We start from the raw sequence: 17,304 nt of genomic DNA, 5'->3' as shown, positions 1-17,304 counted from the left end.
TTTTTTTAACTCAAATTTTAACTCAAAATATCGGACAGCTCTTTGATATATTGATCGGGTGTATCGTCTATTACTTCTTTTTTCACAAAATAATCCACCCCAGCTATTTTTAGCAGTTCAATGCTATGCGGGTTTAACGCTTTGGTGTCATAAACACAAACAATAGTGACCCTGCCGTTCTGTTCACGCTCACGAAATTTGCTGACGAAGTCTAATATCGCTTGATAATCAATATTTCGCGAGATAAACAGCGCATCCACCGTATGAGAGGACAAATAATCTTCAAGAAGTTCGGTATTGGTAAAGGTCTCAACTTTAGCACCGGCATTTTCCATGCGTTTGGCTTTTTCGAATAAATCTTCATAGTGATACCAAACAACAATATGTTTATTTATCAATAAATTGCGTTCATAGTTGTGTTTCCAATCTTTTAGCAGTAACGATACTTGAAAATTCGTGCCTACATTTGGTTCGCTGGTAACTGTGATGCCGCCTTTTATCAGTGCTAATAGTTTTTTTACCAAAAATAATCCTGCAGAATTAGTTGAGGAGGAATGTTTTACTTCAGGATTAATTTGGAAAAAAGGTTCAAAAATCTGCTCTAAATGTTCCTTCGCAATGCCTATGCCGGTGTCTTCAATCTGCAACATCCATCGTACTTGCGTTTGTAAATGTTGCAACTGTGAGGTGATTGTTATGCTGCCTTTATCGGTAAATTTAATGGCATTTTCTACCAATGAACTGATAATCAAAGTGATTTTTTGAACATCGCCTTCTAGGATATAGTCGGCATGATAGGGCTTTGCCTTTAACGTGATATTTTTCTCGGCAGCCAAAGGCTGGTAATCATTGACAATTTGGGTGATTAACCCCGTTGGACTAAATTGGTAGGCGCTGACCCCTGTTTGACCTTTATCGATACGGTTAATTTGGATGATTTGATCCAGCTTAGCATTTAAATCATCTTTACCCAAACTAATAATTTCAACGGCATCTTTTTGCTCAGCGCTGATATATTGATTGTGTAATAGCTGTAAACCCGATTCGATACGACTCACGGAGGATTTAAACTCATGAATCAAAATATTTTCAAATTTTGAGCTATGCTCAAGCTGCTTAATTTGGGTTTCTTCAAGGGCATTTTTTTCTTGGCGCAGGGTGTTGATTTGGGCAATTTGCGCCTTGCGCTTGTTGAGCAAATACACCAAGGCTTTCTCAAACACCCACGCCTCATTACTTTTTGGTAGCTGATACGCCTCTGCCTGTGAAAATTCATCTTGCAAAATTTGATGGCTTAAGTCTTCAAGTTCTGGCAAGCGATTGGTTAAATTTTGCACCTTTTGCAATACAAACCACAAATTGAACAGCGCAATAAATGATAGCACAAGCATTAACGGCAAATGTTGCCAAAACCATTGCTGGCGAATGGTTTGTAGGTCAAGGGTAAGATTACTATAGCCAATTAGCTGGTCGACTTTAGTGTTGTTTTGATTGGGCGTTAATTTTAATAAATTGATTTTTACAGGTTCACTCAATCCGTAATAGCGCTCAAAAAGCACTTCAGTGACTTTAATCGGGCGCGTGGTCGGATGCTGCTGTTGATTAAATGGAAAAAATACAATGCTTTCGTACTGCGGCATTTCGCTTAACAGTTTATCAATGCTAGCGGTTGTCACACTGTTGGGGTTGCTGGCGACAGACTGGGCAAGTAGATAATTTATCTTACTGGCCTGTTTGATTTCAGATTGCACTGTTTGGGTCAAGTCGACTAAGGTATAAATCACAAGGCAAATAAATAAAACCAATAAAAAGGGTATCGCAACGATACGCTTTACCCTAATTTGATACCCTAACGTCTTCTGTACCATTCACTCATCCCTTAAAAAGCCAATTAACATCACCTCAACGTTTTTTGCCGCGCTTTTTGAATTTTTGTACTTCTCGACGTTTACGTTCTTTTTGCGCATCGGTCATGGTATTGGTGCGACCGGCATAAGGATTAGCGTTTTGTTTAAACTCAACCCGAATCGGGGTGCCTTCAAGCTTGAATACTTTGCGAAATTCGTTTTCTAGATAGCGACGATAACTGTTTGGCACTTGGCTGGTCTGATTGCCATGAATCACAATAATTGGTGGATTATGACCCCCCAAATGCGCAAATCGAAGTTTAATGCGTCGCCCGCCCACCATAGGGGGTTGGTGTGCAGTAACCGCATCTTGCAGAATTTGGGTCAAGCGACTGGTGGAAATATCAAACATCGCCGCATCATAGGCACGGTGAATCGATGGGTAAAGATTGCCAACGCCTGTCCCATGAAGCGCAGAGATTAAATGCACTTTTACATAAGGGATAAAGTTAAAACGTCGATCCATTTCAATTTTGACAAAATTCTTTTGGTCTTGGTCAAGCCCGTCCCATTTATTGATGGCAAGTACCATCGCGCGACCTGCTTCTAAGGCGTAGCCTAATAAGTTTAAATCCTGGTCGGTAATGCCTTCTTGCGCATCAATGACCACGATGACCACATGGGCATCTTTGATGGCTTGCAAGGTTTTTACCACAGAAAATTTTTCAACTTTTTCATCAATACGTCCACGGCGACGCACGCCTGCGGTATCAATCAACACATAATGTCTGTTGTCACGCTCGTAAGGTATATAGATACTATCGCGCGTGGTACCTGGCATATCAAAAACCACCACGCGTTCTTCACCGAGCAAGCGATTGACAAGCGTAGATTTGCCGACGTTGGGTCTGCCAATGATGGCGATACGTAAGCCATCAGGTGCTTGTTCTTCTTGGTCATCGGTAGGCATATTGGCAGTGACGGCTTCTAATAAATTGCCCACCCCACGCCCGTGACTGGCTGCCATGGAAAATGGCTCACCAAAACCTAACGCATAAAATTCATGAATCGCCGCTTCATGGACACCATCCATTTTATTGGCGGCTAAAAACACCGGCTTGCCAAGGGTATGAAGTTGTTTGGCAATGACTTCATCGGCGCCTGTGATACCCACGCGGCTATCAACCACAAATACAATGATATCGGCTTCATGGATAGCGGTATGCGATTGGTGCGACATATAATCATCAATGCTGCCGTCACCTTCATCCACTTCGCCAATACCACCGGTATCGATGACGATAAAGGATTTTTCTTCAAAGGTTGCATCGCCATATTGACGGTCGCGGGTCAGACCTGCCAAATCAGCAACCAAGGCTTGACGACTGCGGGTTAACTGATTAAATAGGGTGGACTTGCCAACGTTCGGACGGCCAATCAAGGCAACAACTGGTTTCATAAATTTAATTTCCAAAATTTTTAAAAAGCAAGATTTTCAACAAGCAAGATTTTAAACATGCTTGAAAAATTCATTATTTCTATAACTTAACAAACCCAACATCGCGCTGCAATGCTGGGTTGCCATTTAAACTCACACTTTTATCAGTATGGGCTGCTAACCCAATCACCAAAACCGCTAAATGCGTCAACAGTTTAACAATTAACGATTTACTTGCCAAACACTAAATGCGCCATTTGCGCTTTGGGCAATCAAACGGTTATTGATAAACTGTAATACCGCTACGTCGGATTTGGCTTGTTTTCTGTCAACCAGTGCCCCTGAGGTGCGGTCATATACATGCAAATAACCCATGGCATCACCAACCACTACATAGTTGCCGATACTCACCGCATTACTTAAGCCACGGTAAGACAAATTATCGGTTTGCCAATTAACCGTGCCTGTCATTTTATCCATCGCCACCAATTCGCCATTGAGCGAAGTGGCGTAAACTTGGCTAGCATCTGTGCCGACTGATTTTAGGCTCGCCAACTCTTTGACAAAACTAAGCTGCTGTGAAGCCATATCGGCAGCGACTAACTGACCACTGTAGGACACAACATATAACATATTGCCATCTAGTACGGGGGTGGCGTCCACATCAGAAATTTTTTCGATATCGCTACTGCCTTTGCTGATACCAAAACGTTTTGACCAAATGGGTACGCCATTATCGATGTTTAAAGCATGGATACGACCATCAGCTGTTGAAACCAGCACCGTATTGCGATTGAACAAAATCGGCGTGGCACTACCGCGAACGCTTAAATTTGGATTTTGGGTGTTAAAAGTCCAAATAGGCGCGCCAGACTCTAGCGACAGCGCACTAATTTTACCATCATTGCCAAGGGTAATGACACGGTTTTGGCTGATGAGGGCAGGGGATAGGGTTACGGTGTCCAACGGCGTTTGCCAAATCACTTTGCCAGTCATTCTATCTAACGCAATGATGACCCCTTTGCTGTCACTGACCACGGCTACGCGAGATTGTTCATCTAGCGCCACCCCTGACATTAGGCCTTGTTTGAGTTTGGTACTCCAAAGCACTTTGCCTTGCCCATCAAACGCTTGCACGCTACCGTCTGCTAACGCATTCACATAGCCATTGTTGTCATACGCCACGCGAAAGGCGGTAGGTTGCTGGCTGATGGTGGTTTTATTGCGCAAACTGCCAAAGCGTTTGCTAACTTTTGTATTACTGCCTTGACTAAACAGTGGAGAAATCACATTTTGACTGCTAGCGAGTTTCACAAGTGCGGCAGGTTTATGGACATTGTCAGATTTTTTAAACTTGTCACAACCTGTCAGGGTCATCGCTACCACCAAGGCGGTTGCAAATACGGCAGGTTTCATTAAGTTTGTCGATAAGGGTGTCGATTTTGTTGTTGTTATGGTCGTCATTGTTTATCTCGTAACGTACGGTGAAATTTAAATATTGCCATTTAAGAGTTTTGTCAGGTTAAGATTTTTTGCCTATTTTTTAGCTATGTGTGCCTATTTTGTGCTTGACGCAACTGCGGGCGCAGATGCGATTGCTGCAGCAGGGGCAGTTTTTTCAGCTTGGGTAGGCTTAGCGAGTACGCCCCCAGTTAAATCAGGTTGTTTGACGCTTAAGCCTAGGCTTTCCATTTTGATACGTAGCAATGCACGGTCTTGGGGGTTTGGGTTGTTTTGATTACGTTGTTCAATCAATTGCCAAGCCTTTTGGTAATGAGTAGCCGCCGCTTTTTTATCACCTTGTTGGTTGGCAATGTCCCCCAAAATCTCAAGTTTACTGGCTTCAAAGGCAGCAGGTAAGGGGCTTTGTAAGCGTTTTTGTGCCGCATCCGCTTGATTATCCGACAACAGCACTTGTGCTTGGCGCAAAATGGCAATGGCTTTTAGCCCATCATCCTTAAGCGTTAACTGAGACGCTTTTTGCAGCGTTGCCGCCGCCGCTTTTAGATCATTGTTATCGGTTTGTTGTTTGGCTTGCAGCATTAAGGCTTGCCATGTATAAACCGAATTATCATGTTTAGCCACAAATTCGCTCAAGTCTTTGCTCAAATTGGTTTGCGCCGTAGCCAGTTGCGCTTGTGCTTTAGGATCGGTGGCAGCTTGGGTGGTTAGGGTCTCAATGTTGTTCTGGTCGCTTTGAATTTTGGCAAAATCGTTCGCTGCTGCGGTATCTATATTGCCGCCATGCTTTTGCCAGTAAGTCCAACCAAAATAACCGGCTAATACCAACATAATGGCGGATACAATATAGCCACCATATTGTTTGAGCGCGCCTAAGGATTGTTGTTCATCATTTACTAGCTTAGGTTGTACGTCTTTAACCATTACATAAAGCCTTTCAAAAAATTACTGATATAAGTTACCCATCAAATTTGGCCTAATCAAATAGATTAGATAAAATCTGGATTTTCGCTAAAGAGCGTGTCACTTGCGACCGTAATTTGGTCACCAGTTGCCATTTTTTTGATGGTAATTTGCTGATTGGCGACTTCATCTTGCGCGATAATCACTGACAATTGCGCACCTGATTTGTCGGCTTTCTTCATTTGCGCTTTTAAGCTCGTGGCACTTGCCATTTTCACGCGAAGATTTGAACGTCGCGTACGCAGCTCATGGGCAAATTTGATGGCATCGGTGTAAACATCAGGATGGGCGACCACAAATACATCACAGGCAGGTGTTGCCTCAAATGGATGCACCTTTTGCATGAGTAACAGCAAACGCTCAAGCCCCATGGCAAAACCTACAGCAGGCTCGGAGGCGGCTGGTTTATCACTGCCAATAGATTTGATTTGTCCGATAAGTCCATCATAACGACCCCCAGCACACACTGTGGCTTGGCTACCTAGCTGGTCAGTTGTCCATTCAAATACGGTTTTATTGTAATAATCTAAACCCCGTACTAGTTTTGGATTAATCACAAAATTGATGCCGACTGCTTTAAGATACTGTTGCAAAGCTTCAAAATGCTGCTGGCTTGCTGCCCCCAAAAAGTCAGCAAGCTTTGGGGCATTCTCTAAAATTTGTTGGGTATTTTTATCTTTACTATCCAAAATACGTAGTGGGTTGGTGGTTAAGCGGCGCTGACTATCTTCATCCAATTGAGATTTTTTATCGGTTAAAAAATCCACCAAGGCTTGGCGATACGCCAGTCGCTCATCTATCTCACCCAAGCTATTAATCTCAAGTTGAACCACGTCTAAAATACCCAGTTTTTGCCACATTTGGTAAGTCATGATAATGAGCTCAGCATCGGCATCCGCCAATTCACTGCCAAAACTCTCAACCCCTAATTGGTGAAACTGGCGATAACGGCCTTTTTGCGGTTGCTCATAGCGAAACATAGGACCAATATACCAAAGTTTTGGATTATCACCCCGCAATAAGTTATGCTCCACCACGGCACGTACCGCGCCTGCCGTGCCTTCAGGGCGTAGCGTCAATGCCGTGGGTGGGTTGGATTTGTCATAAAAACTATACATTTCCTTTTCGACAATGTCAGTGGCATCGCCAATCGCACGGGCAAACAGCTGGGTTTCTTCAACGATTGGGAGGCGTATTTGCTCAAAGCCAAATTGATTGAGCACATCGATAAGGCTGCTTTCAAGTTGGCGCCACTCACTCGATGGGCGCGTAGATTCTGTCTCAATATGTAAGATATCATTAAACCCTTTAATGGATTTTAACATGGTCAATTTCCCAAACAATGCAAACTAAAAAAATAAACGATACAAAAATTATTTAACCCGTAAAATTTCATTGGCGCGCTGCGCTTCACGCTCAGCCACTTTTTGACGGACCATGGCTTCAATCTCATCAGCAAGCTTGGTGGTATCAATCAAATGTGATTTTTCCCCATTTTTATATACTAGGCTATTTGGACTAGCACCCACCACGCCGATATCCGATTCTTTGGCTTCCCCTGGACCATTGACTTTACAGCCAATCACCGATACATCCATTGGCTCACGGATATCCTCTAGGCGTTTTTCTAAGTCCATCATCACCCGAATCACATCAAACTCTTGGCGTGAGCAGCTAGGGCAGGCGATAAAATTCACCCCATTACTACGGATACCGAGGGATTTTAAAATATCAAAACCGATTTTAATTTCTTCTTCTGGCTCAGCGGCTAGCGAAATACGCATGGTATCACCAATACCTTCTAGTAATAGCCCGCCTAACGCAATCGCAGACTTAACAGTACCGGTGCGGTACACCCCCGCTTCTGTCACACCTAAATGCAGGGGATTGTCAACTTGTGCAGAAATCAACCGATACGCATCCATGGTCAAAAACACATTACTGGCTTTAACTGAAATTTTAAATTGATCAAAGTTATTACGATCTAAAATATCAATATGGCGCATCGCCGATTCAAGCATAGCTTCACCCGTGGGTTCGCCATATTTTTTTTGGATGTCTTTTTCTAGTGATCCCGCGTTTACGCCAATGCGCATACTGATGCCATGATGTTTGGCGGCGGCAATCACTTCGCGCACTTTTTGTTCATTGCCGATATTACCTGGGTTGATACGTAAACAGTCTGCACCGGCATCAGCCACCGCCAGTGCAATTTTATAATCAAAATGAACGTCTGCGACCAGGGGCACAGAAACTTGTCTTTTGATTTCGGCAAAGGCTTTTACACTTTCCATCGTTGGCGTTGATACGCGCATCAGATCAGCACCGGCATCGACACAGCGCTGAATCTGTGCCACAGTGGCATCGACATCACAGGTATCAGTATTGGTCATACTTTGCACACTAATGGGGGCGTCACCGCCTACTGCGACATTACCGACGTAGATTTTTTTGGTGAGTTTACGTTTAATGGGGTTATGCGCTGACATAGGCGTTCCTATTATTATAACTATTATAACGAATGATTTAGCGTATTTTTAAAGTGATAAGCCGTTAAGGTTTTAACGTAAAATTGGCTTTATCGTTTTGGGCATAATTGCTTAATTTAATCGGTTGTTTGTTCAAATCCAAGCTCACGTTGCTGGCTTTGTCGATAGTGACTTGAAATGGCGCTTGACCTGTCAATTGGTAACTACCGCGTGCTTGATCGCCATCTAAAATCGTATTGCCTGTCGCATCAACAATGGTGATTTTGGTGGTATCTTTCACAAAAATGTCAATCGAAGCTTTAGCACCAGCTTGCCCTGTCGCTGCTGTACCACTGGCGTTATCAGCACTCACCGCAACACCGGTAATGGCAGATCCGGTGGCGGGTAACCCACTGGCAGTCACCGTGTTTGTCACAATCGCTGAGCCTGCATTGTTAAGCGACGCACCGCTGACTTGGTCTTGGGTTGGCATACTGGCAACAGCGCTAGCAGGCGCTTGTTCAACCGAGTCATTATGTGCTTTGCTAACTTTATTAAAAATAAAAATCGCCAGCCCCAATACCAATAAAACCCCACCAATGACAAAAGGGTTAATACGCACACTGGGACGCGCTTCACGATTAAGCGTGCCCATCGGCTGCATCGGGGCATTGATGACCGTGGCATATTTTTGTTTGAGGGTAGCGGGGTACTGGGCATCAAAACTTTGCGCGACCAGATTTTTATCTAAACCCAAAAAACGCCCATAGGTAGTGGCAAAACCGCGCGCAAAGGTAGGCTGTGGCAAGGCGTCAAAATCATTGGCTTCAAGCGCCCGAAGATGACTTTTTAAAATGAAAGTTTTGGCAGCGACATCCTCAATCGATAAGCCTTTTTTCTCACGGGCTTGTTTAAAACGCTGACCCAAAAGCTGGGTTGTGTCATGAACAGGGGTAGAGTTTTGTTGATTGTCGGTGTTATTGCTGTTTTCCATCTTATTTCCAAGTTGACGTTGGGGTTAAAAGTCCAGAACGAATCTGCTTTGCTTCATCGCTAAGTGGATAGCGATCCAAAAGCTGCTGCGCTAATTTTTGCGTTTCCATGGTATTGTTCGCAAGTTTGGCAAGCCTAATCCCTTGCGATAAAGTGCGCGGGTCAAGGTTGGATTGACCAATAATTTTAACCAAATCATTATAGAGTGCCTGCGCCTCCAAAAATTTGCCATCGGTCAATAAAATATCAATGAGCTCTGTACGGGCGACAATGCTTTGGCGGTTGGCATCAAGCGCCTTGATAAATGATTGTATCGCCAGTGGTTTGTTTTTGACCTTTAACGCCGTACGCCCTAAATTCTCTAACGCACTGGCACGACCGTCATACCCTAACGCAGAACCCGCAATTTGAAACTGGGCAATCGCTTCTTGGTTACGACTGAGTTGGGCGAGATAGACGCCATAGTTGTTGTTTGCTTGACTAAAATCAGGATTGAGTGCGATGGCGTTTTTAAAATAAGCTTCGGCTTTTTGCATATTGCGCGGGCTGCCTTCTTGCTGCAATAACACACCCATCATATCATTGGCTTCTGCTGACTTTGGATAAGACTTTAATGCACTTTCTAACTGTCGTTTGGCATCGTCTAATTTACCACCACGAATATATTCAGCGGCAATCGCGGTACGAATTCTGGCGATTTCTTCTGGATTTTTTTCCCAACGACTGGGGTCACTGGCGGTGACTGTTTGCGTGGTGACTTGTCGGGTGGTGGTGCAACCCGTTAGGCAAAGGGTGAAGCTTGAAAAGCCAATCATGCCTACGGCAAAAATCTTCGATAAAAAATTTGATTTGCCCGGCATTTTATCATTGTCTTCTATATGGTTGTCGTGTAATTGACACAAAATAGCAGGTTGACTGTGGTATAAATGAGTTTGACGTGAGTGACATGGTGGCATAACAAACTTACTCATAATCAAATGAACTAAATTGAATAATTAAAAATTTTGACAGTCGATAACCAATTTTAATTGTCGATGAAACCCAATGGCAAAAACAAGCCTATCACTAAAAATGGCTATTACTATAGCAAAAAAACCGTGATAACACCAACCGATAAGGCTAACTTGCGCCTTTATCACGCCAAACTATTATAATGATAAAAGATTTAATGAGATGGTTTAGATTGTAACGTTTTGGACACTTTTTCTTGCCACTGTTTTGCTCGGCGGGTTTTATCAGTGACTTGTCCGACCAGTTGTCCACACGCTGCATCAATGTCATCGCCACGGGTTTGGCGAATGGTACAGACAAAGCCCGCTTGGTTTAAGATATTGCTAAACGCATGAATGCGATTGTTACTAGAGCGTCCGTAAGGCGCATGCGGGAACGGATTAAACGGAATCAAATTAATTTTGCAGGGCAAATCTTTGAGTAGATTGACTAGCTGACGGGCGTGCTGATCCGTGTCATTGACGTCTTTTAACATCACATATTCGATGGTGACGTGCTTTTTATGACGGGGGTTTTCGTCATATACATAAGATTTGGCGGCGGCTATCAGCTCTTTGAGTGGATATTTTTTATTGATGGGTACCAGTTCGTTACGCAGTTCGTCATTGGGTGCATGTAGGCTAATGGCAAGTGCCACATCAATGTCTTTGGCGAGCTCATACATCTTTGGCACGATGCCCGACGTTGATAGGGTAACGCGGCGTTTGGACAGACCAAAACCAAAATCATCGAGCATCAATGACATACTGGCTACCACAGGCTCATAATTTAATAGGGGTTCACCCATGCCCATCATCACCACATTAGTGACCCGATTTTCACGTTCAGTGACAGGTACATTTTCCATATAAGACTGATTGGCAACCCACAGCTGTCCGATAATTTCGCTAGGGGATAAGTCCCGCTCAAAGCCTTGTTTACCGGTGCTGCAAAACGAGCAGTCAAGCGCACAGCCGACTTGCGATGAAATACACAAGGTTTTACGTCCAAATTGTTTGTTATCGTCAGCTGGGATGAGGACAGTTTCCACCAGCGAGCCACCTGCTACTTCAAACACCCATTTGCGGGTGCCATCTTCGCTAAATTGTTTAAACTTGACCGTTGGGGGCGACACAGTTGCCACTTCGTCCAATGTTTCTTGTAGTTTTTTGGACAAATTCGTCATTTGATAAAAATCGGTCACGCCAAACTGGTAAATCCACTTCATCACTTGGGTGGCGCGAAACGGTTTTTCGCCGAGCTTTACAAAAAATTGTCCAAGCTCAGCCTTACTCATGCCAAGTAAATTGGTTTTTGCGGTAAGGTCTTGGGGATTGACCATGTCTGGGTTTTGAATGACAGGAATTTGGGTCATAGCGGTCGTATAAGCGTGTCAAATAAACAAGCTAGTATACTAAAATCTCAACTATTTGTCATGGTAAAACATAGTGAACCTTGTCAGCGGCTTTATATACAATATCTTTACCTCCCATATGTTGCCCAAATTGGCATCGCTAAATGGGTAAAATAGCGACGAATCAAATAGCGATAATAAGAATTATCATGATTAGGCATAAAAATGCCAATAACCACTTCCATTCAAGCGAAACAAAATCAACCATACGACGAGCCACCCTAGCAGACCAATGGGGTAGCTGATAAATCACTTCGCCATTGACATGCTTACCACCTCGATACCAAAGTTTAAGCTGTTTTAACATATGTTTATGCCCATTTCTATGTCTAAATCTATATCTAGCAAATTGATGAGTATGACACTATTAAACTTGTATTGGGTTAAGTCTATATGACAAACAAATAAAAAATCGTAAAAAATTGATATAAAAACTCACCCGATTGGTTAAAAGAGGGGGAAATGGGAAGTATGATAAATGTGTGATATTTTTAGCCAAAGCATGGACAATAAAAGTTATAATGTTTCCCCGTTTTTGAGCCCATCACTCTTTTTATTTATGTGTAACCATCCATTACTTACCCCCCTCAATATCGGTGACCAGACCATCGCCAACCGCATCATCGTTGCCCCGATGGCAGGTGTCACCGATAAGCCTTTTCGCATGCTGGCTAAGTCCTTTGGCGCAGGACATGCCGTGTCGGAGATGATGACCTCTGATGCCACGTTATTTGCCCATCACAAAACGCTGTATCGCGCCAATTTTGATGGTGAAATCGCGCCTATTTCTGCGCAAATCGCTGGCTCAGACCCAAAAAAAATCGCCGAAGCGGCTCGCTATCAAGTTGCCAATGGGGCGCAAATTGTCGATATCAATATGGGTTGTCCGGCAAAAAAAGTATGCAAAAAGCTTGCCGGTTCAGCGCTACTCAAAGATGAAGAATTGGTCAAGCGGCTATTGGATGCCACGGTCAATGCAGTGGATGTGCCAGTCACGCTAAAAACCCGTCTAGGCTATGCCAATGGCGAAGAAAATATTTTACGTGTCGCACAAATGGCAGAACAGGCAGGTATCGCCATGATTGTGATACATGGACGCACCCGCGAAGATAAATATCTGGGCAGCGCTCGCTATGAGTTAATTAAAGAGGTCAAAAATCTTCTCACCATTCCTGTTATCGTCAATGGGGATATCGACAGCCCGCAAAAAGCCAAACAAGTATACGAGCAAACAGGCGCCGATGGCATTATGATTGGGCGAGCAGGGCAAGGGCAGCCTTGGATTTTTCGTGATATTGCGCATTATCTAAATACCGGTGAAATCTTGCCCAGTCCAACGATGGATGCGCTAAAGGAGATAGTATTAAGCCATTTGCAAGAGATTTATGCGTTTTATGGTGAATACTCGGGGTGCCGTATCGCTCGTAAACATATTGCTTGGTATACCTCAGGCATTGCCAATTCCAATGCGTTTCGCCAAGCCATGTATGAAGAAGATACCACCGCTGGGCAGTTTAATGTGGTCGCGCAGTTTTTAAAGTCCGCGGAATTTGATTAAAACCTCCACTATAAAACAGTCAATCGTAGCGCGCTTATGACTTTTTAGAAACAAAGATTCGCAAAAAGTCATTATTGATGAATTTAAAATCTGTTAAAATTTTGCTGAGTCTCTGTGATAGACCGATATCAAACAATAACCATATACGATTAATCAAATAAAATCATAAGGAGTCAGCGATGGCACAATTACGAATTGGCGACACGGCACCAAATTTTGACGCACAAACCACTGAAGGCAATATCAATTTTTACGATTGGCAAGGTGATAACTGGGTGGTTTTATTCTCACATCCGGCAGACTTTACCCCAGTCTGTACCACGGAATTAGGACGCACGGCATCATTGGGTGATGAATTCAAAAAACGCCATGTCAAACCCATTGCTTTATCAGTCGATAGCGTCGAAGCTCACAAAGCTTGGGCGGGCGATATCTCAGAAACCCAAGGCTGCGAGGTAAATTTCCCCATCATTGCAGACGCTGACAAAAAAGTATCGGAAGCTTACGACATGATTCACCCAAATGCGTCAACCACGCATACGGTTCGTAGCGTATTCATTATCGATCCACAGCATAAACTGCGGTTAACTTTTACTTACCCAGCCGCCGTAGGTCGTAACTTCAATGAAATTTTACGGGTGATTGATGCCTTGCAATTGTCAGATAATTATGGCATTGCAACGCCAGTTGAGTGGCAAGACGGGGACGATGTGATTATCCCGCCGAGTGTCAAAAATGAAGAAATCGCCGCGAAATTCCCAAAAGGTCATAAAGAAATTAAGCCTTATCTGCGCACCACGCCACAACCGAATAAATAACCGTTTATGTTAAGTTTGAAATCAAAAACCTAGTCGCTTGACTGGGTTTTTTTATGCCAACTCTTCCATTAAATATATTCAACTAAATTTAAAGGTACTGAACTAAATTTACAGAACGGATGCTGAATAACCAAAGATATTTGGCTAAAATTTAATTAATGGTCTAAAAATGGATATAAACAATGATAAACAATCAAGTGGTCAAAGGTGGCTTTAAAACCAGCGCATTGCTCATGCTTGCCCTGACGGGTTGCCAAACGGTGAATACTAACCTATCAGCCCCTAGTGAAAGAGTGCCTGATGCCCAGCCTGCGATATTTATTGGTAAAGCACCCACTGTGGATGATTTGCAAAATTATCATTGGCAATTGTCTAGCGTGAATGCTTATCCCAACAGTACCAATCCACCGCCATCTGATCATTTGAAGCCGCAAATTGATAACCACAAGGTAACACTTGATTTCACCCAAAATCGAATCAGTTACAGTGTAGGCTGTAATCGATTATCGAGCGGCTATAGGTTACAAGGGGACAAGCTACAGGCAAGCACCAATGCGGTGACTACCTTGATGGGTTGCGGCTCTCTACAACAAAGTGAAACTTGGTTGGCTCAGCAAATGCACAGCGATAGTCAATTATCAATGATGATAATGAGCTGGCAAACACATGCAATGTTGCAACAAACTCTGGCAGACGGCATTGCGTTAATTTGGGATGGCATATTAAAGCCTGAAGTAAAATACGGCAAAGGGGAAACCGTATTTTTGGAGGTCAAACCCAAATGGCAGTATTGCGACAACGTGACCGATAGAAAATGCCTAGAAGTGCGCGATATCCATTATGACACGCAGGGATTAAAAACAGCGGTGGGTCAATGGCATCTTTTGGATGCGCCTATCATCAATTATCGTCATGATGAAAGCGCACAGCGGGTTTTGCGCTTGACTCGCTATCGCACCCCACCGACCGATACCAAAGGCTATGGCAGCCTTTATAAGCTTGATAGCGTGATTGAAACCAAGACTCTGGCAAAATAACCGAACTCATCAAAAAAAGCGATGGCTAACACGAGTCATCGCTTTTTTATTGGCAAATTATTTGTGGCGAATCGCCCACGACTGGTGAATAGGGCGTTTACTATCAAAATCAAAGCCGATGGTTTGGTTGGTCATTTCTTCAACGTGGTAACGGTTGCTGATTTCGTCGTCTAGCACAAATTTGGTAAAGTTATTGGAAAAATACAACACGCCTTCAGAGGATAAGCGATTCATGGCACGGTTAATGAGTGGTACGTGGTCGCGCTGCACATCAAAAGTACCTTGAAACTTCTTGGAGTTAGAAAAAGTCGGCGGATCGATAAAAATCACATCGTACTGCTCGGTATTGCTTTTAATCCATTCAAAAATATCTTGGGCAATAAACTGGTAGCTTGGCAAATCTGGCAAGCCGTTTAGGGCAAAATTTTTGCGTCCCCAATCCAGATAGTTTTGTGATAAGTCTACCGATGTCACCGCTTTTGCCCCGCCCAATGCCGCATGCACACTGGCAGTACAAGTATAAGCAAATAGATTAAGCACTGTTTTACCGCGTGAGTTTTCTGCAATAATTTTTCGGATGCTGCGATGGTCAAGAAATAACCCTGTATCCAAATAATCGCTAAAGTTCACCAAAAAATACGCCCGTTGGTTGTTGGCGGTTGGCTCGCTGACCACATGGAATTTACCCGAATTGGCTTTTTTCTCATACTGCTCATTGCCGGATTGGCGGGCGCGGGTTTTGATAAACACTTGCTCACGGTTCACTTGCAAAGCTTCACGCACGCCATGCAGCGCTAGATTAAAGCGTTTTTTGGCGGTCTCTAACGGAATTGATTTGGGCGCGGCATATTCTTGCACATGTACAAATTCGCCATACACATCCACCGCTACTTTAAAATCAGGTAAGTCGGCATCATACACCCGCAGATTGGTCACAGCTTGTTTGTGAGCGAGTTTGCGCAGATTGGCAAGATTTTTTTGTAGTCGATTGATAAAATCTTGACCTTCTTCTACGGCGATTTCACGTTTTTCAAAGCGCGTAATCACCGGTGTATCTTTGCTCTTTAATAGCTCACCATAACGAAAATAAACGGTGATAGCGCCATTGTGACAGCGCAGAGTTTTTGGCTCGGCAAGCGGTAGTACGTCGGCTTGTTCAACTTTGGCAGCGAGAACACCCAAAGTCACTTTGGCAGGGCTATCTGCAAACAAGGCTTGTAATTTTTTACCCAAACCTTGATACAAGGGTTTAATCAATTCTTCTTCACCCAGACGTTCACCATACGGTGGGTTGGTGATAAACAGGGGATTGACCCAGCCATTGACTTGTTTTTCTAGTGCCAAATTAAGGGTCGCCAATGAGCGCTGCTGCAAGGTAATACGGTTGATGATAGGCGTCAAACCTGCGGCGATTAAATTTTTATGCGTCGCTCGAACCGCGCCTGAGTCCATATCAAAAGCAAATACCGCGGGCATCTCGCCATTTGCCATGGCATTTAGGCGATGATGAAAACGGGCTTGCGCGTCTTGCACCATTGACTCCCAAAGCGCAGTGTCATGATGTTGCCATGCATAAAACCCAAATTGGCTATCGGCTTTATCCAGTCCTACGGCATAATCTGCGCTCATCAGTAAGGCTTCGATAATCAGCGTGCCTGAGCCACACATCGGGTCGACGATACTGTCAAATTGGGTGGTGTGAAAATTCACGCTATAGAGCAGGGCAGCCGCCAAGTTTTCTTTGAGTGGCGCTTCGGTCATCGCAGCACGATAACCACGGCGGTGCAAACTGGTACCTGATAAGTCTAGATACAATTCAGCTTGTTTGTCACCCACAGTAGCGACAATGCCAAAATCGGGGTTTTTATCGACATTGGGGCGACGACCGAACTGCTCATTAAATTGGTCAGCAATCGCATCTTTGACGCGCAGCATGGTGAATTGCTGGTTGGCTTGTACGCGTTTATCTAGGGTCAAACGAATCGCAAAGGTCTGCTGCAAATCAAATAGCTGGGTCCATTTGACAGTTTTGGCAAAGGTATAGAGCTGCTCTGCAATATCGTACTCGGGATTGATGTTCTTTTTGCCCAGTGGTAATAACACCCGTGATGCCACACGAGACCATAGACAGACTTGATAAATCTGCGCCAACGTCAATGTTGCCATCAGCCGACCCGTGCGCTCAATTTGTGTATCTATACCAAAGCTTGCCAGCTCAGTTTGCAAGGGAATCTCTAGCCCATCCGCACAAGTGATTACAATGTGAAAAGTTTGCCCAACGGGCGTTGTATTGCTGTCTGTCATAAATACTGCCAAA

General features: G+C 43.9%; 14 protein-coding genes. 3 read left to right on the top strand and 11 right to left on the bottom strand.

All coding sequences use genetic code 11. The features are described 5' to 3' along the window. Positions 1-17: 17 nt before the first annotated feature. From RT064_RS05655 to RT064_RS05610, 10 genes are all read right to left on the bottom strand, one after another. Positions 18-1,868, bottom strand: coding sequence for a sensor histidine kinase (locus RT064_RS05655; protein ID WP_313062297.1), 1,851 nt, complete (start codon positions 1,866-1,868; stop codon positions 18-20). Positions 1,869-1,902: 34 nt separating this feature from the next. Continuing rightward, a complete protein-coding gene (der, locus tag RT064_RS05650) occupies positions 1,903-3,306 on the bottom strand; it encodes a ribosome biogenesis GTPase Der (RefSeq protein ID WP_313062295.1) in 1,404 nt (467 codons plus the stop codon). A gap of 201 nt (positions 3,307-3,507) precedes the next feature. After that, positions 3,508-4,749: an outer membrane protein assembly factor BamB gene (gene bamB / locus RT064_RS05645; RefSeq protein ID WP_313062293.1), complete on the bottom strand. Its 1,242-nt coding sequence runs from the start codon at positions 4,747-4,749 to the stop codon at positions 3,508-3,510. Positions 4,750-4,842: 93 nt separating this feature from the next. Continuing rightward, the gene (locus RT064_RS05640) at positions 4,843-5,670 is read right to left on the bottom strand and encodes a YfgM family protein (RefSeq protein WP_313062291.1); all 828 of its coding nucleotides are present in this window, start codon (positions 5,668-5,670) and stop codon (positions 4,843-4,845) included. A gap of 65 nt (positions 5,671-5,735) precedes the next feature. Further along, entirely contained in the window at positions 5,736-7,034 is a 1,299-nt protein-coding gene (gene hisS, locus RT064_RS05635; RefSeq protein WP_204155985.1) for a histidine--tRNA ligase, read from the bottom strand. Between the two features lie 48 nt (positions 7,035-7,082). Beyond that, complete coding sequence (gene ispG / locus RT064_RS05630; RefSeq protein ID WP_007115373.1) at positions 7,083-8,198, bottom strand: flavodoxin-dependent (E)-4-hydroxy-3-methylbut-2-enyl-diphosphate synthase; 1,116 nt, start codon at positions 8,196-8,198, stop codon at positions 7,083-7,085. 64 nt (positions 8,199-8,262) lie between these two features. Continuing rightward, on the bottom strand, positions 8,263-9,171 hold the full coding sequence (locus tag RT064_RS05625; RefSeq protein ID WP_313062287.1) for a RodZ domain-containing protein: 909 nt from the start codon (positions 9,169-9,171) through the stop codon (positions 8,263-8,265). Between the two features lies 1 nt (position 9,172). After that, on the bottom strand, positions 9,173-10,126 hold the full coding sequence (gene pilW, locus RT064_RS05620; RefSeq protein WP_313062285.1) for a type IV pilus biogenesis/stability protein PilW: 954 nt from the start codon (positions 10,124-10,126) through the stop codon (positions 9,173-9,175). Between the two features lie 209 nt (positions 10,127-10,335). After that, complete coding sequence (gene rlmN / locus RT064_RS05615) at positions 10,336-11,535, bottom strand: dual-specificity RNA methyltransferase RlmN (protein ID WP_313062284.1); 1,200 nt, start codon at positions 11,533-11,535, stop codon at positions 10,336-10,338. A gap of 163 nt (positions 11,536-11,698) precedes the next feature. Then, positions 11,699-11,881: a hypothetical protein gene (locus RT064_RS05610; RefSeq protein WP_099834048.1), complete on the bottom strand. Its 183-nt coding sequence runs from the start codon at positions 11,879-11,881 to the stop codon at positions 11,699-11,701. Between the two features lie 252 nt (positions 11,882-12,133). Between RT064_RS05610 and dusB the strand changes: the two genes are divergently transcribed. The 3 genes from dusB to RT064_RS05595 all read left to right on the top strand — a co-directional run bounded on the left by dusB (position 12,134) and on the right by RT064_RS05595 (position 14,987). Then, a complete protein-coding gene (dusB, locus tag RT064_RS05605) occupies positions 12,134-13,132 on the top strand; it encodes a tRNA dihydrouridine synthase DusB (RefSeq protein ID WP_313062361.1) in 999 nt (332 codons plus the stop codon). 179 nt (positions 13,133-13,311) lie between these two features. Then, complete coding sequence (locus tag RT064_RS05600; protein WP_313062283.1) at positions 13,312-13,950, top strand: peroxiredoxin; 639 nt, start codon at positions 13,312-13,314, stop codon at positions 13,948-13,950. Positions 13,951-14,132: 182 nt separating this feature from the next. Next, complete coding sequence (locus RT064_RS05595) at positions 14,133-14,987, top strand: META domain-containing protein (RefSeq protein WP_313062281.1); 855 nt, start codon at positions 14,133-14,135, stop codon at positions 14,985-14,987. A 57-nt stretch (positions 14,988-15,044) separates the two neighbouring features. Here RT064_RS05595 and rlmKL read toward each other — a convergent pair whose 3' ends face one another. Then, positions 15,045-17,291 (bottom strand): bifunctional 23S rRNA (guanine(2069)-N(7))-methyltransferase RlmK/23S rRNA (guanine(2445)-N(2))-methyltransferase RlmL, encoded by a 2,247-nt coding sequence (gene rlmKL, locus RT064_RS05590; protein ID WP_313062280.1) that lies wholly within the window; start codon positions 17,289-17,291, stop codon positions 15,045-15,047. Between the last annotated feature and the right edge of the window lie 13 nt (positions 17,292-17,304).

This window comes from Moraxella sp. CTOTU49097 (assembly GCF_032064105.1).
Lineage (GTDB): Bacteria > Pseudomonadota > Gammaproteobacteria > Pseudomonadales > Moraxellaceae > Faucicola > Faucicola osloensis_B.
The sequence above is the reverse complement of the archived record's forward strand: the minus strand, read 5'-3'. Positions and strand labels throughout refer to the sequence as shown.